Origin of the sequence: uncultured Aquimarina sp. (assembly GCF_947492965.1) — a bacterium.
In the GTDB taxonomy this organism is placed as follows: domain Bacteria; phylum Bacteroidota; class Bacteroidia; order Flavobacteriales; family Flavobacteriaceae; genus Aquimarina.
The window spans coordinates 218,171-245,096 of the sequence record NZ_CANLOZ010000005.1 but is presented as its reverse complement, the minus strand read 5'-3'; the positions used below and the strand labels follow the sequence as shown (position 1 = coordinate 245,096).

Annotated in this window: 27 protein-coding genes and 1 pseudogene; 10 read left to right on the top strand and 18 right to left on the bottom strand. The window is 32.7% G+C overall.

Going from position 1 to position 26,926, the window contains the following annotated elements; translation table 11 throughout:
* The first annotated feature begins 7 nt into the window (after window positions 1-7).
* Window positions 8-1,882 (top strand): T9SS type B sorting domain-containing protein, encoded by a 1,875-nt coding sequence (locus Q1B37_RS14615; protein ID WP_299899630.1) that lies wholly within the window; start codon window positions 8-10, stop codon window positions 1,880-1,882.
* A 3-nt stretch (window positions 1,883-1,885) separates the two neighbouring features.
* Here the strand turns inward: Q1B37_RS14615 and Q1B37_RS14610 are convergent, their stop codons facing one another.
* The 10 genes from Q1B37_RS14610 to Q1B37_RS14565 form a co-directional block, all read right to left on the bottom strand.
* Window positions 1,886-2,641: a LytTR family DNA-binding domain-containing protein gene (locus Q1B37_RS14610; protein ID WP_299899628.1), complete on the bottom strand. Its 756-nt coding sequence runs from the start codon at window positions 2,639-2,641 to the stop codon at window positions 1,886-1,888.
* 169 nt (window positions 2,642-2,810) lie between these two features.
* Window positions 2,811-3,116 (bottom strand): 2TM domain-containing protein, encoded by a 306-nt coding sequence (locus Q1B37_RS14605; protein WP_299899626.1) that lies wholly within the window; start codon window positions 3,114-3,116, stop codon window positions 2,811-2,813.
* 44 nt (window positions 3,117-3,160) lie between these two features.
* On the bottom strand, window positions 3,161-3,472 hold the full coding sequence (locus Q1B37_RS14600; protein ID WP_299899624.1) for a 2TM domain-containing protein: 312 nt from the start codon (window positions 3,470-3,472) through the stop codon (window positions 3,161-3,163).
* Window positions 3,473-3,492: 20 nt separating this feature from the next.
* Window positions 3,493-3,807 carry a 2TM domain-containing protein gene (locus tag Q1B37_RS14595; protein WP_299607821.1) on the bottom strand — a complete coding sequence of 105 codons (315 nt, stop codon included), beginning with the start codon at window positions 3,805-3,807 and terminating at the stop codon, window positions 3,493-3,495.
* A gap of 10 nt (window positions 3,808-3,817) precedes the next feature.
* Window positions 3,818-4,162: a 2TM domain-containing protein gene (locus Q1B37_RS14590; RefSeq protein ID WP_299899622.1), complete on the bottom strand. Its 345-nt coding sequence runs from the start codon at window positions 4,160-4,162 to the stop codon at window positions 3,818-3,820.
* Window positions 4,152-4,496, bottom strand: a complete 345-nt coding sequence (locus Q1B37_RS14585) for a 2TM domain-containing protein (protein ID WP_299899621.1) — start codon at window positions 4,494-4,496, stop codon at window positions 4,152-4,154. The genes Q1B37_RS14590 and Q1B37_RS14585 overlap by 11 nt, the downstream gene beginning before the upstream one ends.
* Window positions 4,489-5,841 carry a 2TM domain-containing protein gene (locus Q1B37_RS14580; protein ID WP_299899619.1) on the bottom strand — a complete coding sequence of 451 codons (1,353 nt, stop codon included), beginning with the start codon at window positions 5,839-5,841 and terminating at the stop codon, window positions 4,489-4,491. The genes Q1B37_RS14585 and Q1B37_RS14580 overlap by 8 nt, the downstream gene beginning before the upstream one ends.
* A 48-nt stretch (window positions 5,842-5,889) precedes the next feature.
* Complete coding sequence (locus Q1B37_RS14575) at window positions 5,890-6,510, bottom strand: hypothetical protein (protein WP_299899617.1); 621 nt, start codon at window positions 6,508-6,510, stop codon at window positions 5,890-5,892.
* A gap of 99 nt (window positions 6,511-6,609) precedes the next feature.
* Window positions 6,610-7,038, bottom strand: a complete 429-nt coding sequence (locus Q1B37_RS14570; RefSeq protein WP_299899616.1) for a DUF2141 domain-containing protein — start codon at window positions 7,036-7,038, stop codon at window positions 6,610-6,612.
* A gap of 202 nt (window positions 7,039-7,240) precedes the next feature.
* Window positions 7,241-9,394 (bottom strand): TonB-dependent receptor, encoded by a 2,154-nt coding sequence (locus Q1B37_RS14565; RefSeq protein ID WP_299899614.1) that lies wholly within the window; start codon window positions 9,392-9,394, stop codon window positions 7,241-7,243.
* 199 nt (window positions 9,395-9,593) lie between these two features.
* Between Q1B37_RS14565 and Q1B37_RS14560 the strand changes: the two genes are divergently transcribed.
* The 3 genes from Q1B37_RS14560 to Q1B37_RS14550 all read left to right on the top strand — a co-directional run bounded on the left by Q1B37_RS14560 (window position 9,594) and on the right by Q1B37_RS14550 (window position 12,289).
* Window positions 9,594-10,397 carry a GLPGLI family protein gene (locus Q1B37_RS14560; protein ID WP_299899613.1) on the top strand — a complete coding sequence of 268 codons (804 nt, stop codon included), beginning with the start codon at window positions 9,594-9,596 and terminating at the stop codon, window positions 10,395-10,397.
* Window positions 10,398-10,521: 124 nt separating this feature from the next.
* Entirely contained in the window at window positions 10,522-11,391 is an 870-nt protein-coding gene (locus tag Q1B37_RS14555; RefSeq protein ID WP_299899611.1) for a GLPGLI family protein, read from the top strand.
* A gap of 16 nt (window positions 11,392-11,407) precedes the next feature.
* Entirely contained in the window at window positions 11,408-12,289 is an 882-nt protein-coding gene (locus Q1B37_RS14550) for a GLPGLI family protein (protein ID WP_299607800.1), read from the top strand.
* Here the strand turns inward: Q1B37_RS14550 and Q1B37_RS14545 are convergent, their stop codons facing one another.
* Window positions 12,290-13,588 carry an NAD(P)/FAD-dependent oxidoreductase gene (locus tag Q1B37_RS14545; protein WP_299899609.1) on the bottom strand — a complete coding sequence of 433 codons (1,299 nt, stop codon included), beginning with the start codon at window positions 13,586-13,588 and terminating at the stop codon, window positions 12,290-12,292.
* Window positions 13,589-13,796: 208 nt separating this feature from the next.
* Between Q1B37_RS14545 and Q1B37_RS14540 the strand changes: the two genes are divergently transcribed.
* Window positions 13,797-14,291 (top strand): RNA polymerase sigma factor, encoded by a 495-nt coding sequence (locus Q1B37_RS14540; RefSeq protein WP_219008303.1) that lies wholly within the window; start codon window positions 13,797-13,799, stop codon window positions 14,289-14,291.
* A 2-nt stretch (window positions 14,292-14,293) separates the two neighbouring features.
* The gene (locus tag Q1B37_RS14535) at window positions 14,294-14,917 is read left to right on the top strand and encodes a hypothetical protein (RefSeq protein WP_299607793.1); all 624 of its coding nucleotides are present in this window, start codon (window positions 14,294-14,296) and stop codon (window positions 14,915-14,917) included.
* A 33-nt stretch (window positions 14,918-14,950) separates the two neighbouring features.
* Here Q1B37_RS14535 and Q1B37_RS14530 read toward each other — a convergent pair whose 3' ends face one another.
* A complete protein-coding gene (locus tag Q1B37_RS14530; protein WP_299899607.1) occupies window positions 14,951-16,132 on the bottom strand; it encodes an LETM1-related biofilm-associated protein in 1,182 nt (393 codons plus the stop codon).
* 175 nt (window positions 16,133-16,307) lie between these two features.
* Here Q1B37_RS14530 and Q1B37_RS14525 point away from each other — a divergent pair.
* The 4 genes and pseudogenes from Q1B37_RS14525 (at window position 16,308) to Q1B37_RS14510 (ending at window position 22,665) form a co-directional block, all read left to right on the top strand.
* Window positions 16,308-17,618, top strand: a pseudogene (locus Q1B37_RS14525) (DUF4331 family protein).
* 153 nt (window positions 17,619-17,771) lie between these two features.
* On the top strand, window positions 17,772-19,064 hold the full coding sequence (locus Q1B37_RS14520; RefSeq protein ID WP_299899605.1) for a tetratricopeptide repeat protein: 1,293 nt from the start codon (window positions 17,772-17,774) through the stop codon (window positions 19,062-19,064).
* 27 nt (window positions 19,065-19,091) lie between these two features.
* Window positions 19,092-21,323: a TonB-dependent receptor plug domain-containing protein gene (locus tag Q1B37_RS14515; protein WP_299899603.1), complete on the top strand. Its 2,232-nt coding sequence runs from the start codon at window positions 19,092-19,094 to the stop codon at window positions 21,321-21,323.
* Between the two features lie 361 nt (window positions 21,324-21,684).
* Complete coding sequence (locus Q1B37_RS14510; protein ID WP_299899601.1) at window positions 21,685-22,665, top strand: hypothetical protein; 981 nt, start codon at window positions 21,685-21,687, stop codon at window positions 22,663-22,665.
* 14 nt (window positions 22,666-22,679) lie between these two features.
* Here Q1B37_RS14510 and Q1B37_RS14505 read toward each other — a convergent pair whose 3' ends face one another.
* From Q1B37_RS14505 to Q1B37_RS14480, 6 genes are all read right to left on the bottom strand, one after another.
* Window positions 22,680-23,480 carry an anti-sigma factor gene (locus tag Q1B37_RS14505; protein ID WP_299899600.1) on the bottom strand — a complete coding sequence of 267 codons (801 nt, stop codon included), beginning with the start codon at window positions 23,478-23,480 and terminating at the stop codon, window positions 22,680-22,682.
* A gap of 2 nt (window positions 23,481-23,482) precedes the next feature.
* Window positions 23,483-24,013, bottom strand: a complete 531-nt coding sequence (locus tag Q1B37_RS14500; protein WP_299607777.1) for a sigma-70 family RNA polymerase sigma factor — start codon at window positions 24,011-24,013, stop codon at window positions 23,483-23,485.
* 105 nt (window positions 24,014-24,118) lie between these two features.
* Window positions 24,119-24,721, bottom strand: coding sequence for a superoxide dismutase family protein (locus Q1B37_RS14495; protein WP_299899598.1), 603 nt, complete (start codon window positions 24,719-24,721; stop codon window positions 24,119-24,121).
* 86 nt (window positions 24,722-24,807) lie between these two features.
* Window positions 24,808-25,551, bottom strand: a complete 744-nt coding sequence (locus tag Q1B37_RS14490) for a hypothetical protein (RefSeq protein ID WP_299899596.1) — start codon at window positions 25,549-25,551, stop codon at window positions 24,808-24,810.
* Between the two features lie 11 nt (window positions 25,552-25,562).
* Window positions 25,563-26,081 carry a hypothetical protein gene (locus Q1B37_RS14485; protein WP_299899595.1) on the bottom strand — a complete coding sequence of 173 codons (519 nt, stop codon included), beginning with the start codon at window positions 26,079-26,081 and terminating at the stop codon, window positions 25,563-25,565.
* 124 nt (window positions 26,082-26,205) lie between these two features.
* A complete protein-coding gene (locus Q1B37_RS14480; protein WP_299607765.1) occupies window positions 26,206-26,688 on the bottom strand; it encodes a YdeI/OmpD-associated family protein in 483 nt (160 codons plus the stop codon).
* Between the last annotated feature and the right edge of the window lie 238 nt (window positions 26,689-26,926).

Below are 26,926 nucleotides of genomic sequence, written 5' to 3'. Positions count from 1 at the left end.
TCGGACTATGAAGCGATCTCATTACACTTTTTGTGTTCTGTCTTTACTCTTGTTTTCTCCGTTTGCCTTGGTGGCGCAATTGGGCTTTTGTAATGGGAATTCTGGTGACCCAATTTTTAATGAAACTTTTGGAACAGGAACGACTATTGGACCCGCATTACCTCCAGGTAGTACAACGTATAGATATGTAAATACTGCGCCAGATGATGGAGCATATACCATCTCTAGTTTTACGGGATATTTCGATTGGCATGATACCGAGGATCATACGCCTGGAGATACCGATGGGAAATGTTTTATAGTAAATGCAGATTTTAATGCAGGAGAATTTTTTAGAAGATTGGTAACAGGATTATGCGAAAACACTTCTTATGAATTTTCAGCTTGGTTATTAAATCTACTGCCTTCTAGCGGTTGTGGAGGAAATGGAATTCCAGTGAATGTAAATTTTCAAATATGGGATATCACTAGTACGAATTTATTAGCATCAGGTAGTACTGGTGATATTTTTTCTACGGCAAGTCCAAATTGGGAGCAATATGGTTTAGTATTCCAAACGTTACCCGGTCAAACTTCTGTTGTATTAAGAATGAGTAATAATGGCGATGGTGGTTGTGGAAACGATTTGGCCATTGATGATATTGTTTTTAGAACATGTGGAGACTTTATCGATGTTACGGATACGCAAAATAATTCTAGCATTAATGTATGCGAAAGTGACGCTCCGATTTCGGTAACTTTAACTGCAACTCCTGATTTTTCTATTTATACTACACATGCTTATCAATGGCAAGAAAGTTCTGACAATGTGAATTGGACTGATATTCCCGGAGAAACTAATGATATGTTTACTACACCTTCATTGTCAACAACAACTTATTATAGAGTAAAAGTTGCAGAGGATGCTATAAATCTTATTAATCCATTGTGTATTGCTTTATCAGAAACATATGAAGTAAATATAATAACACAGCCTGTTGCACCTGTAAGTAATGGAAATGTTATTAATTGTGATAACGAAAATCAGGGAGTCTCTGTAAATGTTCCTAACGGTATTACGGTAAATTGGTATGATAGTGTAGCAGGCGGAAGTCTTTTGCAAGCTAATTCTACAACATATGTTACGGATGTTTCAGGTACTTATTATGCCGAGGCTATTTCTGAATTGGGCTCTTGTATATCTAATACGCGAACTGCCGTTAGCTTGGATTTTTTTGAATCTCCAGAAGTAACAGATGAAGAAACCTCTTTTTGTTCAGGAGGAAGTGTGGTATTGGATGCTGGAATTACTAATGTAACGTATTTATGGAATACTGGTGAAACAACTTCTAATATTACTGTAAATGTTGAAGATACATATACTGTGACAGTTACGGATAGCAACATGTGTTCTAGTGTGAAGACTATTGTAGTTATAGAAAGTGAAGCTCCTGTCATTGAGGCTATTACTTCTAGTGGTGATACCATTACTATTACAACTGCAAATACTGGCGAGTTTGAATATTCTATAGATGGTGTTAATTACCAAAGTAGTAATGTGTTTACGAATTTAGAAGGTGGCCTATATGAAGTAATGGTAAGAGAAATAAATGGATGCGGTACGGATTCAGAGGAATATATATTGTTAGTATATCCAGAATATTTCACACCAAATAATGATGGTTTTCACGAGTTATGGCAGATAGAAGGGATACAGCAGTTTCCCTCAGTTTCTATCTATATTTATGATCGCTATGGTAAACTACTAAAGCAATTGCTTCCTGACAGCACAGGTTGGAATGGTACGTATCTAGGAAGACAAATGCCTTCTTCTGAATATTGGTTTCGAATAGATTTACAAGACAGGTCTAGTGTTACGGGGCACTTTTCGTTGATTCGGTAATAATTATTCTAACCAATCTTTAAAATCCTTTACACGTTCTCTTGCCACTATAATTTCTTGCTCATTAAAATGATGTAACTTTATCTGTAACCTGGAATTCGTATAGGAAATAATATCCTTTATTGCATTGATGTTGATATAAAACTTGCGGTTTACCCTATAAAACTGTTTCGGATTCAATTCACTCTCCAAAGACTCTAAAGTGTTGTCGATCAAATAATTCCGATTTTCATTTGTATGAAGATAAGTTCCTTTATTTTCAGAATAGAAACATTCGATATCTTCTACAGAGAATATTTTAAGATGTTGACCTACACGAGCTGTAAACCGTTTCTTATATTCTCTATCCATAGGATTTACCAAAAGTTTTTTGATATCCTCAAAATCTACTTGTAGTGACGGAGTAGTAGGTAATTGCTCTTTGTATTTTTTGACTGCGGATTCCAATTCTTCATCATCAATAGGTTTCAGTAAATAATCAATACTATTTAATTTAAAAGCTTTTAAAGCATATTCATCATAAGCAGTTGTAAAAATAATAGAGCTCTTAATCGTAATAGAATCAAAAATCTCGAAAGACAAACCATCACTTAACTGAATGTCTAGAAAAATAAGATCAGGATGTGGATTATTACTAAACCATTCTATGGATTCACTTACAGAATGCAGCATCGTATCTACTTTAATATCAAGATCATCAAGCATACGACTAAGTCTCCTTGCTGCGGGTTTTTCGTCTTCTATTATGAGTACATTCATATTTTAGTTTGGATTGTTAGATTGTTGGGTGAATTAGATTATTGTTTTTTATGTGATTTAGACTTGATTTTTGAAAAAGCTGATTAACTATATTTATTGTAATATAACAAGAAAGATAAGGTTAAATATGCCAATTTCACGCTTCTGTAGTTCAATCTAATTATCTAATTTATTCCCAAAGTTGCTTTTCTCTATCTTCTTCATCCATATACTTTCGTATTCTTCGCTCTTCCCAATCTTTATCAAACATCGGATTGATTCTATACGCTTTTACCGCATGAAATGCTAAACCGATTCCCCAACCAAATGCCGCCCATAAAAACCAAGCGGAGCGCCATTCATTTTGATAATAATTTAATCCCGCTAGAAATCCTATAATTATGATATATGAAAATAGGTTATTATAAAACTTTTTTAGTTCATCTACGCGTTCTTTTGCACGTTCGTATCTTTTTTGTTCTTCGAAATCTTTCATTGGTTACTGTTTTGTTAGTTATTGTATTATTTTACATCGAATGATCATACATCTAGTGTATCATCTTCGTCCATAAGCTCTTTTATTTTCCTTTGTTCCCAGCTTTTTCCAAACACAAAATTGCGTTTAAAGACTCTCAGTCCATGAAATAGCAATCCTATTCCCCAAAAAAATGGAGTAGCATATAAGTGCCATTGTGCCCAGTTTTTAAATCCCTGACTGCTAAAGTTGGTATTGATGAAAAGGATGATGATATTGATGACAATATAAAAAGTAAGGTGCGTATAGAAACCTCTTTCATCATCAACTCTTTTTTTAGCTTCTTTATATCTCTTATCTTTTTCTATTGGTTTCATGACGAATAGTATTATGATTTTTATAGAAAATTATTAAACTTTTCTTTATCCAAAATTTCTTTGATTTTTCTTTCTTCCCATTGTTTGCTAAATATTATGTTAGGGTTGAAAACCTTTACCCAATGAAAAAATAAACCAATACCCCAGAAAAACGGAGTGATATATAAATTCCAGTTAAAGAAGTCACTAAAACCATTATCTAAAAAATCAGCATTAATGAATAACAAGAAAACATTGACAATTACATATGCGGTAAAATGGCTGTAGAATCCTTTTTCTGCTTCAACTCGTTTTTTTGCGTTTAAATATTTCTGTCTTTTTTCTAAATTTTCCATGATTCTTTTTTTATTGGTTAGTATCGTCCATTAATTCTTTGATCTTTTTTTCTTCCCATTTCTTACTAAATAAAGAAGGGGTAAATGAATTTTTCTTCAATTTTCTATCTCTAAATACCCATAATCCATGTGCAAGTAAAAATACTCCCCATAATACTGGAGAACTGATCAAATTAATTACTAAATATCCATCATATATATACTCTTGAAATTGTAAAATTACTGCTGCAATAATTACATTAATTATCAAGTAAACACCCAAATGTGTATAGAATATACGCTCTTCTTTTACTCGTTTTTTAGCGTACTCATATCTTTTATTTAATTCTGATGTTTCCATGATATTACAATTCATTGTTTTTATTCATAAACTCTTCAATCTTTTTTTCTTCCCATTCTTTACTGAAAATAGAGCGATTAAAAAGTTTTCCTAATCCGTTTCTATGTCTAAATGTCCATAATCCGTGACCTAATAATCCTATTCCCCATAACACTGGAGTACTTACTACATTCCAAGGCAGGAAGTCGTTGTATCTTTCACTATTCACATAATCGCCTATTTGTATCTTAAAAATAAAAATGATAATATTCATTACTACATATACTGTGGCGTGTGTATAGAATCCTCTTTCTTCGGCTACGCGTTTTTTTGCGTGATTGTAGGCTTTTCTTTTATCCATCTTATTCATAATCTCCTCTTTTAGATTCTTCCATATACTTTCTGATTTTCTTTTTTTCCCAATCTTTACCAAATATTGGGTGATGATCAAATGCTTCTGTATAATGGAAGATTAATCCTAATCCCCAACCTGCCATTGGAAAAATAAACCAAGGAAGACCAAAACCAGTGGTTTTATAATTGATGAATATCAAGAACGGAATTACGATGCAGTAGGCGACCAAACTTCCGTAGAATTCTTTCATTTTCTTTACTCGATCTTTAGCTCTTTTATATTTTAGGTCTTTTGCGATTGCTATATTTTGTGATGTTGTCATATCGATTGATGTTATTTTTTTAGTTAATATCGGGAGCTTTGCAATGAAAGCTGTTTCAGTCTTGAATACAGAAAACTCTCTTTTGGTAAGTAATCCATATCGTTGCTGTACATTTCCTAAACCTACACCGCTGCTTTGTTTGATAACTTCTTTGGTTTGTAAGTTGTTTTCTACAATTAGAAAACCATCATCTTCATAAATTTTGATATGTAGTGGTTTATCCGGCATTACTACATTATGCTTAATGGTGTTTTCTAATAAAATCTGCAAAGACAAGGGAACAACTTTGGCCTCGGGATTAGAAGCTTTTTCGGGCATTTCAAAAATAATGCTGTCTTCAAACCTAAGCTTTAACAAGGTCATATATGTTTTTGCAAATTTTAGTTCTTCATCTACGGTTACTAATTCTTTATCTTTTTGTTCTAATACATATCGATATACTTTAGATAACGATGTGGTAAATTTTTGAGCCATTCTTGGATTTTCATCAATTAATGATGTCAAAACATTTAGACTGTTAAACAAAAAGTGAGGATCTAATTGATTTTTTAGAGCATCAAATCTTGCTGATGCTGTACCTGCTATTATTTTTTGTTCGGTTACCTTTTTTTCTTGTAAGGCTTTATAAAAGTAAATGGTATGAAAGAACAATGAAATAATTGCTGTGATCAATAGTGGGAATACATAATCTCCAAAAGATTGATCTGCTAAAAACTCATTAGTTGTTTGTCTTTGTAGTACTACAACACTTGCAATAAACTCACAAATAAAGTATCCTAACATGGTTACTACTATAGAGCCACCAGCACCAATTAATATTCGTTGTATTCCTTTATTTTTCCATTCAAATTTATAATTGATATATCTAAAATATAACACGTTGATATACGTGAGAAAGAAACTATATAAGAAGTTGATAATCCAGTATTGTATGCTTAAGAATCTATCAATATTGAAACCGTTAGCGAATAAGTTAACGATAGTTATTGCGATAGATACTCCGAATGCAATGATCAGTACTCTTCTTAAATCCTTCATAGTATAATTTTGGTATTATATAGAATCGATGAACATGTCTGCTAAGCCTTATTCGCAGTTTTGTTGTATCCTTTTTATCTGATCTTTTCCCCAATCTGGATAAAAAGGTGTTGTGTTCGATTCTTTTTCAAAGTACAAGATAGCTTTTTCTATTTCAGGACAAAAGGCCTTTGGATCCTTACCCCAGAATTTAGCAGCTCCCATTTGCCACTCTGCATGATATAAGGTTGCTCTTGGATTTTCGGGCTCTAATTTTTTTGCTCTTTGATATAATTCTTCGACTTTAGGCGAATGTGTCATTCCATATTTTGTTCCATCATACACCACATATGCTGTATTTAGCATTGCTTCTAGAATTAAAATTTCGGCATTGTCTTTGGAAAAGGTCTTAGCTTCATTCAAATAATTCTGAGCTTTCTTTAAACGGGATTCAATTTCCTCAGCGTCTTTGGTATTAAATGTTTTTATAATATGTATTTGCGCTGCATAATAAAAAGGTAACCAATTGTCCTTTTCTGCTCTGCCGATTCGTTCGAATAGATTTGCTGCATCGTCGTTTTTTTGATTGCCCCAAAGCTCAAAAGCTTTTCCCATTCCTTTTTCGTATGCTTGTTGTGCGTTTGATGTTAGTACTATAAAAAAGGAAGCTATAAGGATAATTGTTTTCATAATTTTTGTTGTTTTAGTTTTACATGGTAAATATCCTTCAACAACAGAAAATTTGGAATTAAATCATACCGAACTGTAGTTTATGATGGATGAATTGTATCAAAATTTAATAGATTGGATCACATCTCCATTAGAAACTGAGAATTTAGCATCCTCCCAACTTGGTGGGCCAAAGTTTCCTTTAGCATTATTACTAGTGCCGTAAGGTTCTTTAGGTATTTTGAAAAAGTTTGTATCTAGTTTTTCGTTATCATTTTCGTCATGAAATAATGAGATGGCATAGGTGCCCGCAGGAATATTTTCTAAAGTAACGGTAAGCGCTCCTTCTTTACTTTTTACTTTGGTAGATTTGAATATCTTTTTATAAAAGTTTTCTTCGCTATTATACAACCCAATTCTGATGGTGCCTTCAGAAGATTTGATATTTGAAATATCAATTTGGATGGTGTTTTCATCATTTTGTGCAGAAGTAGTAAAAGAGCTTACTAGACAAATAATAATAAAAGTGAAATAATAAGTGGTTTTCATGGCTTAGTTTTATTTATAAAATTAAACATATGTTTTTGCAAGTGTTTGATTTGTAGTTTATTTTAAGATTACTTTTGGTTGTGTTTATGGATTTAAAGACAGTAAACAGAAGTTTATATTGTCGTTTTTGAGTTTTCTCTTGATACAGATAATGTCTGGAGATGTAATACTAAATGGATTTATTAGTTTAATGGCATTTATTTTATAGATTATCGAGTTGATTATCGGTTTTATCATCGCTAATGGTCCAGAAGAAACCAACTATAAAAAAACGATCAGCAGTTGGTCTGATAGCGCGTCTGGCAAAATTTCCATTTACATCAGGAGTATTGGCATATTGATAATTAAATACATTGTCAAAACCTATTACATTGGATACAGAAACGAACAAGATCTTCTGTTGACTTATTAAATAAGCCCAACTCATATTCAAAGAATTAAATGTTCTGGTTTTTGAGCCTAAAAAATCAGGAGTGTTTGGGTCTGTATATGGGCGTCCCGAAGCAAAATTATAGGTGGTACTAATTAATGATTTCCAATCTTGGACCCAATATTTACCTACTAATGATAAATTATGCTTGGCAGCAAAATTTGGAGTGGCGCGTTCTGGATAATTCCTATAATTTCTTTTTGTATCCAGATAAGAATAGCTAGCCCAATACTCAAAGTTTTTAAAAGATTTATTATCTCTCCAATATAAATCTAATCCAGCTGCATATCCATCGCCATTATTAGTAAAAGTACTTCCGAATTCAGGAAGTTCTGTATCAAATTTAACTAAACGATCATAGCCTTTATAATACGCTTCAGCTCTTAAAGTTCTCCCATTGTTCTGATACAAATAGTTAAGGATATAATGTGATGATTTTTCTGGATCTAAGGAACTGTTGTATTTTAAAACGTCTTGTTGAGGTGCTTGATAAAAATCTCCATACGCTAAAGAGACTTGTGATTTCTCTGCAATTTTATATGCTAGTGATGCTCTTGGCGATATTCTGGTAATATCTAATAAGGAATTATGCGTACCTCTTATTCCAACTTGCATCGCTAGCTTTTTGTTAAAAAAGATGTTTGCTTCACCAAAAACTGCTGTACTATTGTTATTGAAGCTACTTTGGAAATTTCCGAAGGTAGTAGCACTAACATCTTCTTTAAAATCTCCCAGAAATTGCTCTATACCAAAATTTAGTTTAAATCGATTATTAAACCTTTTTCTAAGTTTTACTTTTAAATGAGCACTGTTGTCATCTGAATCGACATTTGTATCTTCAATTTTAATGTCATTATGATCGTTAGCAAAGCTCACACCTGTTGCAAGAGTCCAATCATTCCCTAATTCACCTTTATAGGAAGCATTGAGATATAAATTTCTATTGGTTAAACCAAAGTTAATACCTTCAGGAATATTGATATCTTCTTGAATTAATTCGAAATCAGCATAATTCAATCCTCCATATAGTTTAAACAAACCATTGTTAAATTGATGTCTATACACAGCTTCTCCAGACAGTGATTCAAAAGGTTTTATCCAATCTACTCGTTGAGAAATAACTTCTTGATAAGGTTTTAGGTTCAAGTAAAAAGCATTGATACTTAATGAGTTTTTCTCCCATTTTTGAGTATTACCTACACCAAGACCTACTGAAATAAAGGAGAGGTCTGTCTTTTCCTGTTCGGGTTGATCAATGGTGTTGAGAAGAAGTACACTTGATAATGCGTCTCCATATTCTGCTGAATATCCTCCAGTTGAGAAATTAGTTCCTTTGAATAAGAAAGGGGAGAAACGACCACGTGTAGGAATATTGTTTGCAGTTGCAGAAAACGGTTGGAAAACACGAAGTCCATCAATATATACATTAGCTTCATTGGCATCTCCACCACGAACAAAAAGTCTACCATCTTCGGCAACTGTAGAAGTTCCTGGTAGTGTTTGGAAAGCACCAATATAATCTCCAGCAGCACCAGCGGTAGTAACAATATCTAAAGGTGTTAGTACAGATGCTTTGCTATTGTCTCCAGCAGAAAATGTACCAGCATTCAGGATTACACTTCCGAGAGAGTTAACATCTTCTTTCAGAGTGATTTTTAGGTTTTTCATTTCGTTTACTGTTGCGTTTAAAATAAATGTTTCAAAAGAAAGAAATGATACTACTAAGATTTGATCTCCTGTTTCTGCAGTCGTAAAAGAAAAGCTTCCTGTATCCGTGGAAGATGCACCATCATAAGTTCCTTCTAGATAGATGTTTGCACCAGGAATTGGTATGCCAGAAGGATCCGTTACAGTTCCTGAAACAGTGGTTTGAGCGGTTAAAAATAGAGGGGCGAGTAGTGAAATGGTAAATAATAAATATCTCATTTGATGTACTGTTGTTTTTTGATTGACAGTTCAAAAGTGTATTAAAACGAAGATTCTAAAAATTGATTCTTACTGAATTGTAGAAAATGTAGGATGGATTGTTAGGAAAGGGAAATAGTATATTTTGAAAAAATAAACTAAAAAATTAGTTGAATCTTTTAACTAATTTTTTAGTTTTACATTTCTTAATCAATGAACTATGAAAAAAATACTCTTTTTATCAATTTTTCTTATCGCAATAGGAGGGAAATCTCAGGAGATGACGGTTTTTTATAAAGAAGAACGTAAATCTGATTATTATCAATTAAGAACATATGTTTTTGAAAAAAGAATGAGTAAGCAAGATTTACAATTGATTAATGATAAAGCGAAGGATCATAGCGATGAACTTGTAAATTATGGTTATGCAAGTGTACTTAGAATTGATCATGAGAAATCAATTTATTATCCATTAGAGCGGCAGTTTAATGATACAATTAATAGTACTGTTTCTTACGGAAAGGACGGGAAACAAACTTTTATTAGTAGAGAGACCTCTGAAAAAGAGTACAAAATTGTTTATATAAATCAAGATACAAAACAAAAATCAAGTATAGAATATGCTTATGGTAAAGAATATCTGATCGATGAAGAGCTGGTTGATCTAGAATGGAAGTTTACCAATCAGACAAAAATTATTTCTGGATTTTTATGTAAGAAAGCATTAGTTTTTAAAAGAGAAAAGCAACAGTATACAAGTTATAGCTATGGAAATTATCGAGTAAAAGGACGTAAACCTGTTGAGGTTTGGTATACGGAAGAAATCAAATCGTCATTTGGACCTTTAGGATATTGGGGGTTACCTGGTCTGATAATAAAAGTGATTGAAGAGGATGCAACTATCTTTTTAGATAAAATTCTTTATACGCTGGATGATTTTGAAGTAAAACCACCAACTCAGGGAGAAAAAATTACTAGAGAGGGATTAGAAGAAATACCAGCGTTACTTTTTCATGAACATTAATTTTTTAATAAACTTATGATTTGAGGTAACATTTTTAGACGAAATGACACATACTTATATAGTCTAAATTTATTATCAAAGGATCCAATTCCTTGGACGAATCATCATTAACCAAAATCTTTACATGAAAATTAAATTATTGATCATACTTTTCTTTATTTCCTTTTTAGGGAAATGTCAGGAAATTACTGTGTTTTATAAAGAAAAGCGTAAGCCAGCTCAAGTATCAACAAAAGAATCTTTTGACACTGATGAAATTTCTGATTATTACAGAGAACAGTTTGCTAAAATTAAGGAAGCTATAAAGTCAGGAGTAAGTAAAGATTCTATTATGTTGATTAGAGAGGAACTTGAGAAAGAAGGAGAACGTATTTCCGCAAAGATTAGTGAAAGAGAGAAGAATAAAAAACCACTTACCATACCGTACTATGACTATATTACGGTATTAAGGATAAATAAAGAAAAATCATTGTACTATCCACAGAATGAGGTGAGTAATGATACCGTTTCTCATAGTCGTACTAGTAAAAAAGGACGAGAATTGGTAGATGAGCGAATAAACTATAACGACTCAGAAATTATTTATCTAGACATTTCTCAAAAGAAAAAGATAAGTTCTCTAAAAGTGCATAAGTTTGATTATAAAGGAAGAAAATTTCTTATAGAGGAGACATTAGAGCCACAGGAATGGGAACTAACTCAAGAAACTAAGAAAATTGACCAATATCTCTGTTATAAAGCCATACTTAAAAATTCAGATAAAAAAGTAGAAGCTTGGTATACTAATAAAATTAAAGCTTCTTATGGGCCAAAAGGGTATTACGGACTTCCTGGTCTAATATTGGAACTAAAAGAAGGTGAAAAGAAAGTAAGCTTTGATAAGGTTTCCTTATTTCCTTCGGAACCGATCATCATAAACCCACCTAATGAAGGTGAAAAAATTACTAGAGAAGAGTTAGAAAACTTATCTACTAAGATATTTAATGAATATTAATGTACTCAGAAGTGATATGAAAAAAATCTTAATAAGTATTATAGTATTGACTTCATTTATGGCAAAATCTCAAGAGTTAACAGTCTATTATAAAGAAAAGCGTAAACCGGCTCAAGTCAAAAAGAAAGAATCTTTTGATTACACTGAGATTGATTCATTTCTAATAGAAGGAATGAAAAAATTTAGGGCAACACATAAACCTGGTGTTGGTAAGGACTCTATCCAACTCTATAATCAAAAATTTAGAGCAGTGTCAGATAGTCTATACGCTATAGTAAAAGAAAAATTGAAAAAGAAAGAAAGGAATAAAGCGCCATTGGCAATTCCATCTTATGATTATATCACTATTTTGAAGGTTAACAAGAAGGAATCGTTATATTACCCGCAAGACAACGTAAGTAATGATACAGTCTCGAGAACTAGTTTCAATAAAAAAGGTAAAGAATTGGTTGATGAACAGATTAATTACAACGATTCAGAAATTATTTATCTAGACATTTCTCAAAAGAAAAAGATAAGCGCTTTAAAAGTACATAAATTTGATTTTAGAGGGAGAAAGTTTTTGATCGATGAAACATTAGAGCCACAGGAATGGGAGTTAACCGAAGAAACCAAGAAAATCGATCAATATCGCTGTTATAAAGCAATACTGAAAAACTCGGATAAAAAAGTAGAAGCTTGGTATACGAATGAAATCAAAGCTCCTTATGGACCAAAAGGATATTACGGGCTTCCTGGTCTAATATTAGAACTAAAAGAAGGTAAAAAGAAAGTCAGCTTCGACAAGGTTTCCTTATTTCCTTCTGAATCAATTATTATAAATCCGCCAACAGAAGGCGAAAAAATTAACAGAGAAGAGTTAGAAGGTTTGGCTCAGAAACTATTTGATCAGTATTAATTAAACCCTTTCAATTGCATTTTCTTCTTTGTTCTTAAATGGTCTTACAATTAATCTAGCGGCTTTGTCGTAGTTGATATAATTGTAGGTCCAATTAAAAAAGGTTACAAAACGATTTCTAAAACCTACTAAAAACCAAAGGTGTATAAACATCCATATAAACCAGGCAAAGAACCCTCCAAAACGAAATTTACCTATATCAACAACGGCTTTATTTCTTCCGATTGTTGCCATAGATCCTTTGTCAAAATAAGAGAAAGGAATCATAGGTTTTCCTTGTAATTTGTGCTTTATGTTTTTTACTAAATGATTTCCTTGTTGTATCGCTGGTTGTGCGACCATAGGATGTCCTTTAGGATACGCTTCTGTTTGCATTAATGCAATATCACCAATAGCAAAAACATCCTCATACCCTTCAATTTGATTAAATTCGTTGACCTTATAACGATTTGCTCTAGGAATAAGAGCATCTGCTTTTAAACCTTCTACAGGAGCACCAGTAACACCTGCAGACCAAATGAAGGTAGCACTTTGTAATGATAACTCCGTATTGGTAGAAACTAAGTTGTTCTCGTAATTGGTTACTTGAGTATTCGTATGAATACGCACTCCCATTTTCTTTAAAAACTTAGAAGCTTTTTCGGAGGCATTCTGACTCATAGGTGGTAACACTCTATCTGCTCCTTCAATAAGATGGATCTCCATTTCGCTAAAATCCATATCAGGATAATCTCTGGGGAGTACGTTTAATTGTAACTCTGCAATTCCACCAGCTAACTCAACACCTGTAGGTCCAGCTCCAGCTAGCACAAAGCGAAGCAGTTCCTTTCGTTTTTCTGGATCAGTAGTAATTACCGCTTGTTCCAGATTTTCTAACATCAAACTTCGTAAGTTCAAGGCTTGCGGAAGGTTTTTCATTCGCATAGAATTCTGTTCGATAGTCTGGTTACCAAAAAAATTGGTACGTGCTCCAGTAGCGATTACCAGATAGTCGTATGTAATGCTGCCAATAGAGGTATGAACTTCTTTATTTCCTGGATCTATAGAGGTAACCTCTGTCATTCTAAAATAGGTGTTCTTACCTCTTTTTACGATTTTTCGTAATGGATAGGCAATAGAATCTGGTTCTAATGATGAGGTTGAAACTTGATATAATAAAGGCTGAAATGTGTGATAATTGTGTCTGTCTAATAGCACGAGTTGTACGTTTTCTTTTACCATTTTTCTGGCTAAAGCTACTCCTGCAAAACCACCTCCGATAATCACTAATCTTGGTAAATTAGTATAAGGAATGTTCATAAATAAAGTGTTGTTCTACAAAGATAAACTGATAATGTCATATAGGCTATAGAATATTTATTTTTGTTTATTGCTTCGGTAAAACTGATTGAAAATCAGTTGCTAAAATATTTTTGTTCTAAAAATAGTATCATTAAAAAATAAATTTTAGTTCAGAATGTGTAACGTATTTGTTTTATTATCTACTTATAAGGTGTAACTAACTAAAGTGAAGAAAGAATTAGAACATAGTTTTGTAACCAATCTTGAGCAAAATCAAAATATAGTGCACAAGGTCTGTAGGATATATACCAATGACCCAGAATCGCATAATGATTTGTTTCAGGAAATTACTATCCAGTTATGGAAAGCGTATCCAAAATTTAGAGGTGAATCTAAATTTAGTACCTGGATGTATAGAGTTTCATTGAATACTGCTATTACACTTTATAGAAAGTCAAAACGAAGTATTAAAACTTCTGATTTTGATGCGATGGATTTTAAAATCACCGCAGAAGAGTATGACGATGGAGTAGAGCAGCAATTAAAACTTATGTACGCGGCAGTAAAACAATTAAATGATATCGAGAAGGCGTTAGTTTTCTTGTATCTGGAAGACAAATCATATAAAGAAATTGCAGAGACTATGGGAATCTCTGAAGTAAATGCACGAGTAAAAATGAATCGAGTGAAGACGAAGTTGAAAAAAATATTAAACCCATAAAGATGGATGAATTAGAATTATTAAAAAAAGACTGGAAAAGCCGAGATTCGGAACTTCCAAAACTATCATATAATGAGATCTATAAGATGATTTTAAAGAAATCATCATCTATAGTTAAGTGGATCTTTTTGATAAGTGTCATAGAGTTTGTTTTATGGTCTTCGATAGACATTATGGTGAGGCTATCTGGTGAGTATGATGATCTTGAGATTTTAGGATTAGAAAATTTTTCAGTGATATCTACGATTTTATCGTATGGAATATTAATCTACTTTATTGTCCGTTTTTATATCAATTATAAAAATATAAAGACTACAGATTCGGCATCTGTGTTGATGAAAAATATCCTGAATACAAGGAAAACTGTAAAACAATATGTCTGGGTGAATATTAGCTTTTTGTCTTTAACAACGTTGGTCGTTATTATGTACATGACTTTTTATACAGATACGTATGAAGCTCAATCCGCTGATCAGAATATTCCATTATATGTAGTAATCATTACCTCGGTACTGGTGTTAGCAGTTTTCATTGGATTATTAGCATTGCTGTATCGAGTGGTATATGGAATATTAACCAGAAGGCTTAAAAAGAATTATCAAGAACTTCAGAAACTTGAAGTATAAACAAAAAATCCCTGTTCACTTCAGGGATTTTTTTTATTTATTTTCATTAAACGCCGAAGGTAAAAGCTGAGGTATAAATTTTACCAATAACGGTAAAAGGAGACTTCCTCCGGGCAATATAAAAATAGCTAATGACGGAATAGTTTTACAAACGTCTAATAGCTGCTGTTTCATTTGTTGTTTTTCTTCCTTAGAAAGGTCTCTTACTGCAGATTGTCCTAATAATATCATTAAATCCTTACTCTCAGAGATTTCTTTTATAAGTCGTTTCTTATTTCTTAGGATAAGAATACTAACAGTTCTTGAAGTCTGTTTGTAAAAATGAAGTGCTGGATTCGAATAATTGAAAAAAGAAATTTCATCTTTATGATCATTTACAAACCTAAGAACAGAATCCAATGATTCCTGAACCCATCTGTTTGATAATGCTAACTCTGCTCCCAAAGCACGCATAAAATCCTGTTCTCCAAGATCAATTTCTTTATCATTCCAAACGGCTAAACTTGTAAGATCAAGAATATATCGTTTCTCTAAGTCATCGGTATAAGTATCTAGATCGACTTGGTCAAAACTTGCATCCTCCTCCGTACTAATCTTGGTATATCGTACCGAAGAAGCGAAAAGTTTCACTAACAATTCATAATAATCATCTTTCTCTATTTTAGAATTTAATGCCAGAAATACAATATTTGTTAAGGTTTCTTCCAGCGACGCTGCATATTCTATTGGGTTGATATCATGAATCAGAAAATGTTCAAAAGCGAGTACATCAATAAAGAGTAATGCATTTGTAAGCAAATGACTAAAGTTCTTTTTAAAAATAGATTCATTCGTTTGGATACGAGTGTTTATTATCTTTTCAAGTTTTTCACTCTTGTTAGAAGTCAATGAATTGATAAAAGAAAAGAAAGACTTTTTCGTATCTAAATATTCATAAAACTCAACCAATGCATTGATACAATCTTTAGAACTTCCATTGTCGATAGTTTCATAATAGGTCACTACCAATGCAGAGAAAAGATTAATTTTTGTTTTCTCTTCTTCCGAGTAGGTTATTTCGGAGTCTAACGATATCGCTAATGAAATGGAAGTGCCATAAATAAAACCAGCTTCTCTCAGTTTTGGATACAATTCATCTAGAGATGATACTGGGAGAGCGTCTAAGTCAAATTCTCTTAAAAACTTATCTATCCAACCAGAAGTTGATGGGTTCATGAGTCTATTGGTTTATGGCAAAGTTAAATTTATTTTTCTTCTAAAAACAAACTCAAAGGATAAGTATATGCAAATTTAATACTTAACTAATTTTTAACACTTTTAGGAAAACCGTCTTCTTCATAAGCTCGTAAGTAAAAGCGTAAACATTTAAAATTAAATAAAAATGAACAAGATTAGAAAAACAAATTTATACATCCTTGGAGGGCTTTTAAGTTTAGGGACTGTTTTAATGGCGGCAGACCACATTGATGCGCCAGCTGTTGTAGGAAGCACAGCAGACATTACGGATCTTTATGCATTTGAAGGGGGTAACCCAGATAATACGGTATTCGTTGCAAATGTTCAAGGATTACTAGCTCCTGGAAGCTCGGCAAGTTTTGACGAAAATGTCTTAGTAGAGATCAATATCGATAATGATGGGGATCTTATAGAGGATTTGGTCATACAAGCAATACCCAGAGATGGTATTATGTACTTTTTTGGACCTTATCAGCCTACTCAAACAGGCCTGAATAGCACAATCAATGAAGATACTCAGTATTTAGGACAAGTAGCCATTAGTACAGGAGCCAATGCTATTACTTCTGAAGCAAATGGTATATCCTATTTTGCTGGTTTAAGAGAAGACCCTTTCTTTTTTGACTCCAATCAGTTTAATGCAATTATAGGTGGAATGGCACCAGGAGGATTTAATAATCCAGGAAATGATGATTTTGATGGTACCAATGTATTATCTATCGTAGTAGAAGTTCCTAATTCACTATTAGGAGGAACCTTCAGCCATCCGGCAGGAACAGGTGTTGAAGTATTTAATACTTGGGCAGAAGCTAAAAGAAAACAATAATCAAAAATTTAATAATACATAATTATGAAACTTAATAATTTTAAAAATATATCAGCAATATTCATATTAACTCTAGGATTTGTTAGTTGCAGCAGCGATGATGACGTTATAGTAATTGATCCACCAGTAGCGGTAGATTTTTCTGGAACATTTTCTCAGGAAGATCAGATGGGAAGACCAGGAATCAATACAGTTTTTAGCGCAACACCAGATATCGAAAACGATTTTAATGTTACTATTCCTTCTCAACAGGGAGCAGCTTTTCAATCCTTATTTGAAACGCAATTGGCCAATCTTCATGGAGCATTTGGTGCTACTTATGAAAACAATATTTTAGGATTAGACATTACAACCCTAACAACAGTTCTTGCTTCTGATGTATTACAAGTTGCTCCAGATGCTCCGACAACATATTTTGATGGAACTAATGTGTTAACTGGTAGAACCTTAACGGATGATGTAATTGACGTTTCTTTAATATTACTTTTCGGAGGTCAAAATGGAGATCGTTTTAATGGACAAGATACCAATGGAGATGGAACTCCAGACTTACCAATCTTGGTAACAGATGGTGTTAGTAATTCTGGAGAAACTCCCTCTAATACTTTCCCGTATTTAGAAGCACCACACGGTTCTTAAGTATTATAAACAACATAATTTACTGTCAAACTGAGTCTGCCTTTTAGTATAAAAAGTCAGCCCTCAAATGACTTTGTATACCCTATAATGAAGGGGAAAGTAGACTCAGTATGGGCAGTAATCTTTAATTAACAAAATCAAAAAACAATACTTATGAGAATTCTAATAAATATAATGGTCTTGCTTATTAGTGTATTAGTACTATCCTGTGGGAATAAAGAACAACTAATTACTAATTCAGAAGAGTACGCTCAATATCTCAGCGTAACAGAAAACCAAAAATTTAGTGAAGCAAAATTACAACTAGAGTTTTGGAATAAAAGAATAAAAAAAGATAGTTTACAACTTACGGCTCTAGGGCCAGTGGCTTCTGCCTATACTCAACTTTTTGAATCTACTGGAGAGATTAAATATCTAAAATTAGCGGAAAAAGCATTAACCAAATCCTCGGCAATAGCTACGATCGGAAAATCAGATCATCTTTTAGCACTTGCTCATAACTATATCTCTCAGCATCGCTTTATCGAAGCTAAGGACGCAGCTATGGGAGCATATGTATTAGGAACCAATACGAATGCTACGGAAATGGTACTTTTTGATGTGTCTATGGAATTAGGGGAGTATGATAATGCGCACAAATATTTAGAAAAATTTGCAAATCAAAATGATTATAACTTTTTAATTCGCTTGGCAAAATGGAATGATTACAAAGGAAATCTAGATGCTACTATACGAAATATGGAGAAAGCGTTGAAAATAGCACTAAGTAGTAAAAATGATGACTTATTACTTTGGTCATATACTAATTTAGCTGATTATTATGGTCATGCCGGACGAATTAAGGAATCATACGCGCACTATATAAAAGCCTTAGAAATAGATCCTGCAAATGCTTATGCAAAAAAAGGAATCGCTTGGATCACATATTCTTATGAAGATAGACCAGAAGAAGCTTTGAAAATATTAGACGCAATAACAGATACTCATCAAAGTCCAGATTATTTTCTATTAAAAGCAGAAATAGAAGAATACCTTACTAATGAAATAGCCAAAAAGATAAACTTAATCAAGTACAGCAACGCTATAAAAGATAAATCATATGGCGATATGTATAATGTACATACAGCATTATTACTAGCCGAGGAGTATGAAATATTTGATAAAGCACTGGAAATAGCCGATTTGGAAATAGAGAATCGGCCAACTCCACAATCATATGATCTAAAAGCATATATATTACATCTAAAAGGAGAGCATAAAAAAGCACTAAAAATAGCTGAAGAATTTGTTGTTAATAAAACTTTTGAACCTGTCGCTAATCTTCATATTGCCCAAATCTATAAGGCAAACAATCTATTAGGAAAAGCAGATCCAATTTTTGAGGATTTAAGAGAAAGTACTTATGAATTAGGTCCAGTTATGTCCAGTGAAATAACTAACCTATAACTACTTAAAAGGTCTAAATAAAATACCATGAAAAATATTCTAGTAATACTTTCACTGATATTCGGTGTGTACGGCTACGCCCAAAACCAAACCGTAAAAGGAAAAGTTGTTGATACGTTTGATGTTCCACTTGGTGAAGTATATATCTACAGTAATGAAACTAAAAACCATACACATACCTTAGAAAACGGAACTTTTATCCTAGGAGATATTAAGGTAGGAGATACATTAACCGCGCGATTGCTAGGTTTTGAAACGAAAAACATCGTTCTGAAAAAAATGGACATTGAAAACGGAATTACACTAGTATTAGAAAATAAAATCTTCCAGTTAGATGAGTTGATTCTAAAACAAGAAATTAATCCTTTACAATTGATTAATAAATTAGATATGAAAGTTAATCCTGTAAACTCGTCACAGGAACTATTGCAAAAGGTACCAGGTTTGTTTATCGGTCAGCATGCTGGAGGAGGAAAAGCAGAGCAGATTTTTCTAAGAGGTTTTGATGTAGATCATGGAACTGATGTTTCAATTTCGGTAGATGGAATACCTGTGAATATGGTATCTCATGCACATGGACAAGGGTACGCAGATTTGCATTTTATCATTCCCGAAACAATAGAAAACATACGTTTTGGAAAAGGTGCATATACAGCTGATCAAGGAAATTTCAATACTGCGGGATATGTGGTTTTTAACACAAAAGACAGTTTTGAGAATAATCAAATTAAAGTAGAAGCAGGTCAATTTAATACATTAAGAACCGTAGGTTTATTCAATTTTTTAGGAGCTTCTAATCAAGGAAGAGGAACAGTAGCACTAGAATATTTAGAAAGTGATGGTCCATTTGATTCTCCTCAAAATTTTAATAGGATTAATTTTGTTGGAAAGTATACAACCCAATTACAGGATACGCAAAAGATTACTTTATCAGCCTCACATTTTACCAGTAGATGGGATGCTTCTGGTCAAATACCGAATAGAGCTGTAGTTCAGGGATTAATTTCACGATTTGGTGCTATAGATGATACCGAAGGAGGTAATACATCCAGAACTAATTTCAATTTTACCTATAACAAGTATATTGGAGATTATAGTTCTTTTAGAACGAATGTGTTTTATTCACTTTATGATTTTGAGCTATATTCTAATTTTACATTCTTTTTAAATGATCCTATTAACGGAGATCAGATTAGACAAAAGGAGCAAAGAAATTTATTCGGTTTTAATAGTGTTTTTAATACTAAAAAATATTGGGATCAAGTAGAAGCAGTTTTTAATAGTGGAATAGGACTTAGAAATGACGCTGTTAAAGGGAACGAATTATCCAGAACTGTAAATAGAAATGAAACTTTAGAAAACGTAAGTTTAGGAACAGTAAATGAAACCAATGCCTATGTCTTTGCGGATGCAACCATAGACTTTGGGAAATTAAAAATAACACCAGCAGTTCGTCTGGACTATTTTAAATATACGTACGAAGATGCCTTATTAACTCCTTTTCGAATACAATCAGAATCCAAAGCTATTATTGCTCCCAAATTACGGATTGAATATGATCCAATTGATAACTTACAACTGTTTGCCAAGTCTGGAATTGGATTTCATAGTAATGATACCAGAGTAGTAGTTACCCAAAAGGGAGAAGATATTTTGCCAAAATCTTATGGAATCGATGCAGGGATTAATTGGAAACCGTTTTCAAAAGTATTTTTAAATACGACATTTTGGTATTTAGGTTTAGAACAAGAGTTTGTATATGTAGGTGATGAAGGTATTGTAGAACCGAGTGGGGAAACGAGAAGGTTTGGGATAGATTTCAGTGGACGATATCAGGTCAATGATTGGTTGTTTTTAGATACAGATCTTACTTATACTCATGCCAGAAGTATAGACACGCCGGATGGAGAGGATTATATTCCGTTAGCACCAAAGGTTACAGCGGCAGGAGGAATTAGTATAGAAAATTTTAATAATTTCTCTGGAAGTCTACGATACCGTTATTTAGGAGATCGTCCAGCCACCGAAACGAATAGTATTGTTGCAGAGGGATATACAGTTATCGATATGTCTTTAAATTATCGATGGAAACAGTTTGACTTCTCCGTTAGTCTCGAAAACTTATTGGATACAGAGTGGAATGAAACGCAATTTGCTACCGAATCTAGACTTGCAAACGAAAGTGAAGCCGTAGAAGAAATTCATTTCACACCAGGAACTCCTTTTTTTGCAAAAGCAGGTATAACCTACAGATTTTAGAAATTAATAGTAATTAGAAAAACAGGAATAAGTAAGTTAATTGGTTTTGTTTTTTGATGTTGTTGGAAGAAGCTTGTTTGTTGAGGTACAAACAGGCTTTTTCTTAATGAAGTGTTTTAAACTTTTTTGATTTAAGTGAAAAATAGCAGTTTTGTGATCAGATGAAGTAATTTTTTAGTTGCATAGCAGCGCTACGGAAGTCAAAAATTGCGGAATATGGGTGCAAAAAAGCATTTTTTTAGCAAATTGAAAAAAGTTTAAACCACTTCAATATATACAGAAATAATATTTCACCGAAAACGGGTATTCTAAAATAATTTCTGTTGTATATCTTTGGTTACCATATGTAATACGCTAATCAATGATTAATTCAAAGTGCTTTTTATTCGGTTTTATCTTTTTTTGTGTCATTTCTTTTTCTTGTAATTCTTCAAAAACTTCCAAAACTTCCAAAGAAGAAGATACAAGGCCATATTTTGAAGGGGAAATTAAATTATCCGAAGCCAGAGGGTTGTATGGTGCTTTAACCAAGGTACATACCACCTACTATATTTCAGAAAATCGAATAAAGAGAGAACAAAGATGGGGAGGAGTCTATAGTGTTCTAGATAATTATGCGGGTATTATTATCGATATGGAAAAAGATAGTGTAACGATGTATTATGCGGATAAGTTTAGTAAGGTGAAAAATAAGCATATACTTAGTATTAAAAAGTATAAAACGTATTTAGAAACCAAAACAATTCCTAACGGTATTCCATCTCCAGTAGACCATACATTCGAGCTTCTACCAGAGTATAAACTAATACATCATGTTAAAGATTCTACAGTAATCCATGGCTTTACTTCAGATTTTTCCAGATATCATGATGATTCCGATTTTTTAAAACAGGATATTTTTGATTCCAAAGAAATAAAAGTGAAAAGAGATTTTTTAGAAATGATCTTTATAAATATTCCGAAAGAAATTAATTTTCCGCTAGCGTCAGAATCAAAGCTTACATTTTCTGAGATCAGTAACGATTCCATTATCAAAGGAAAACAAACTAGGGCTTTAGATCAATTTGCCAGGAAATTACTACGTAAAAAAGACTCAACCATAAACAAAGAAAGTGATCTAGAAAAACTAGCTAGCAATAAATGGTTGAATCTTGGTCTTAAAATATTGAAAAAGGGAGTGGATCTTAATATTCACGTAACTACCGAGGTTTCTGAATTTTCTGCCAGAGAACTTTTAGATATCGATATATCTTTGCCTTCAGGAGATTTTACAAATGTTTTAGAATTTGATGATTTTCTAGAGGATCTTCCAACTGGTGGTGGAGGAGATTTCGATGATTAAGTAGACTTTTTTATTTAAGAAGCTACCGTTCCCAAGGTGTATAATTGCTCTAGCGTAGGAGATTCACTTCCACCTTCAGGTTCTAAAGTAATACCAAAAGCTTCAGATTCATTGGCGTTTTTTAGAGAGAATATTTTGTTTTCATCTTCCGTAAACGTATCTAAAATTCCTAAACTTGTTGGAGTAAGAGGATTAAGTTGTAAAGACCATACTTGGTAAACCTTTCCTGGAGGAGGTGCAGGCAATCCAGCTACATCGATATATGCAGTTTGTTTGTCTTTGTCCCAATAAACTGTAGCATAGGCATTAGGATCCACTTTTTGAGCTTCTAAAGGAATCTGTAATATATCTTTATTTCTAAGGACACTTAATAATGATTTTGCATTGGATAAATCACTTTCTATAACATTCAGTTTTCCTTCTAATACGTTTTGTTCTATCTGGGATTGTACAACTTGCTGTCGTAATTCTTTATTCTTCGCAAATTGAATAAACAATCCAACCAATAGTGCAATAGAGGCTGCCCATCCTAGGTATGCTGTCCACTTGGTTCTTTTAGCATGTATAGGAATAGTCTTTACATCGGTGTCTCTAGAACTTAATTTGTTTTTAATCGAATTGAAAACCGTTTCCGGATTATAAGGCGCAGTGGTTGCAGAAAGTTGTAGTAGCGATTTTTCAATTGCTCTTACTTCTTCTTCGATTTCAGGATATTCCTTTAGAGCCTTATATACTTCAGCGTTTTCTTTTTCAGAAAGTGCTCCATATACGTAAAGCTCTAAAATTCCAGACGATATGTATTTTTCGATATCCATTCTTATTCTGCTAAGACTTCTCTTAATTTATTAATACAAATTCTGTTCCGAGTTTTAATCGTTCCTATTGGGATGTCTAATTCCTCTGAAGCCTCCTTTTGTGTATATCCCTTAAAAAATAGTAAGTCAATGACTTTTCTACAAATTGGTTCAAGTATATCAATATACTTTTTAATACCAATTGCATCCATTTTATTAGAAAAATTACTTTTTTGTTCTAATATATCTACGAAATTATCAGCGGTTTGGTTTTGCTTAGCGTTTTTAAAAGCAGTAGATCTTGTTTTATCAATGGCAGCATTTCTTGCAATGTTTAGTATCCAGGTAAAAAATCGACCTTTCTTCTCTGAATAGGAACTTGAATTATTCCATATTTTTATGAATACATCCTGTAATACTTCTTCAGCAAGGGTTTCATCTTTTAGAATGGTATATATAATTCCAAAAACATTTTCAGAATACATTTCGTAAATACGTTCAAAAGCCTTTTCGTTCTTTTGTTGTAATTGCAAAATTAATTCGTTAGGCTGCATAAAGATGAAATCGTGTAGTACGAATGTACTGTTTTTCTATAAAAAACAAAAGAGTCTAGTAGAGAAGACTATTAGACCCTTTTGATATATTATTTTGTAGTTAATTTATTTGATAATTCCTCCACAACTCACTCTGCTTCCAGCAGCGCCAGAAGGTTGCGATTTAAAATCATCAATACCCTGATGTACAATAATTGCTTTTCCGACAATATCTTTTTTATCATCTCCACAACCGATACACCATTCGTTAGTAGCAAATGTAATGGCACCTTTTCCATCAGCAGTAGCATTGAAATTACCAATATCTCCTTTATGATATCCTTCGATTGCCCCCCATTTTCCATGAGGTTCCATAGTAGGATTCCAGTGCCCTCCAGTAGACTTTCCGTCATCTGGTGAACAATCTGCTTTTTCATGGATATGGATAGCATGCTCTCCTTCTGCTAGTCCATTTAAATAGGCTACCATGGTAACTACACCACTATCTTCGGTAAAAGTTATATTTCCTGATACTTTACTGTCACTCTTTGGAGATAAGGAAATCGCTAATGTTTTTACATTTTGAATTTCTTCTTTTTCCTCGTTAGTTTCCTTCGAAATTTCTTCATTTACCTGTTTGTCATATGCTTTTCCTTCTTTTTTTTCACCATTGCAACTAACAAGAATGATAGATAAAAAGGCAATTATCGCAAAACTGAGCGTTTTCATATTTCATGGGGTTCTTTCGTTAAGTGCTACCTAAGATAGGGTTGTTTTCGCTTATAGCAAAGGATTTAAGAGGTTTTTACGTTTTGTTATATAGAAATTGTACTTAATTGTGTAATGCTAATTCCTGTATTATTGTCAGCAGCTAGTCTATATTGATACAAACCTGTCTCTCCGATAGCAATTAAAAGATCTCCAGAAATAATCACGTCAAAAGCTTGTTTATTTACAGAAGTAACCAAATTAGATTCTGCAGGATTCGAGATGTCGAACACTTTGATTTCGTCATCACAAACTATTAAGAAATCCTGATATAATCCTAACCCTCTTGGGAAAGTCAAATTTCTGGAACTTACCAATATAGGTTCTGTTACCGTTGTAATATCATATATTTCTAAAAGGTTTATATTGTTACCACAAAAGGTGTCTGAGTGTAAGGTAACGTAGGCATGCGTGTCATTTGCAATAACAGGATCACACGCTGTAAAATGTGCTACTTCAGATAATTTTTGAGGAAATTCTGGATTAGTCAATCCATAGATAAACATTCCGTTTCTAGAACCTATGTACAAGTAATTCTTGTAACTAAAAAGAGTTTCGATATCAAAACCAATAGGAATAGTATTTACCTGGACAGGATCTTTTATATCGGTAATATTAAAAACAGTGAGGTCGGTGTTATCCACGGTATATAGATAATCTCCTACTAGCGTAAAAGTCGCTAATGATCCTCCCTGACCGTCGGAAGAAATAGGAGCTGAAGTATCAGAAGAATCAGAATCGCAACTAAATATTATAAAGGAAGTGAGAATCATATAGATATATTTTTTCATAATGTTTTCTTTTAATTGATTAGAGTCCAACCTACAACGACGTTATCCGCGGGAATATCAAATGGTAAAAATCCATCTGGTGAGCGTAATTCTGGAAATACATTTACTACTCGTTTTGTGAGTGTAATTCCATTTGCAGTATCATATTCTACTGCGATGAGGTCAGTAGCTTGATTGATATAAATCATGTTATCCCTAATCGCCAAATCCGTAGATCCCGGGGCTTCTAAAAATTTAATGGGAGTTGGAGAAGATGGATCACTATTATCATACACATGAAAACCTTTATGTACTTCATTGATAAAAAGTAGATCATCTTTGATATAGATTTTTCCAGAAGTAGTAATAGAGATTGGGTCTTTTAATGAAACCGAATTTTCAAAATCATTTCGATTTATTAAAATTGGTTCATATTGTGATCCCATTATGATAAAATCATCATCATTGTCTTCGCAGTCTGTAAAAAAAGGACAGCAGCTTTGTAGTAAAATAAGGAAGGTTCCTAATAGAAGTAATTTCGTTTTTTTCATCTTTTGATTGTTTGCTTAAAAGATGAAATGATTTAAAAAAGGTTGCGTATAGGTTTTCTAGTTTGGTGAATTTTCAAATGGTATTCCTTTGGAATCCCTACTTTTTTGAGGTGTTTTTATAAGATTATAATTTCTTGATTATTTGTTTTTTATCTCGGATTCCGAGTTTTATGTTTTCAGTGATAATAAGTGATTTATCTATTCTGGTTTGGGAGTTTTTGTATTGCAATACATAGTAAATAAGACTTCTTTTCATTCCATCAGTAAAAGATTCAAAAACTTCAGAAGCTTCAGGGTCACTTTGCAATACAGCTTCTAATTCTTCGGGCATTTCTACACCATATTTAGAAGTGTCTTCTAATAATTGTACTTCGAAATAATCATTTGGAAAGACGTTTACTACTTTTTGATTTTTTTTACTAAACATGAAATAATACTGATCCTTTCGCTTTAATAATGCTGCATGAAATTTAATGGAAAATTCCCCAAAACTTATTTTTACAATAACTCTTTTATGATTTTGAAGAATGAAAGGTGTCACAATATCTTTTGGGATCAATACAGTATGCGTAGATAGTAGGGTAGTTTCGAAAATGGTACTTTTCATTGATGCTAATTAGATGTTTAATAAGTTATGATGTCTTTTTACTTTTTAACGTGGTAAAACCATGGTTAAAGTATTCAAAAATATATAAATATTTGAGTGTAAAGATTTAGTATCAGAATAAGTTGTTTAATGTTTTTTTGACTTTGTTAGTCAAATTGATAAAAATTGATCAGCAAAAACGATTTTTTGCCCAAAAAGAGAAAAAAAAATCTACAGGTATACCGTAATTAGAGAACGG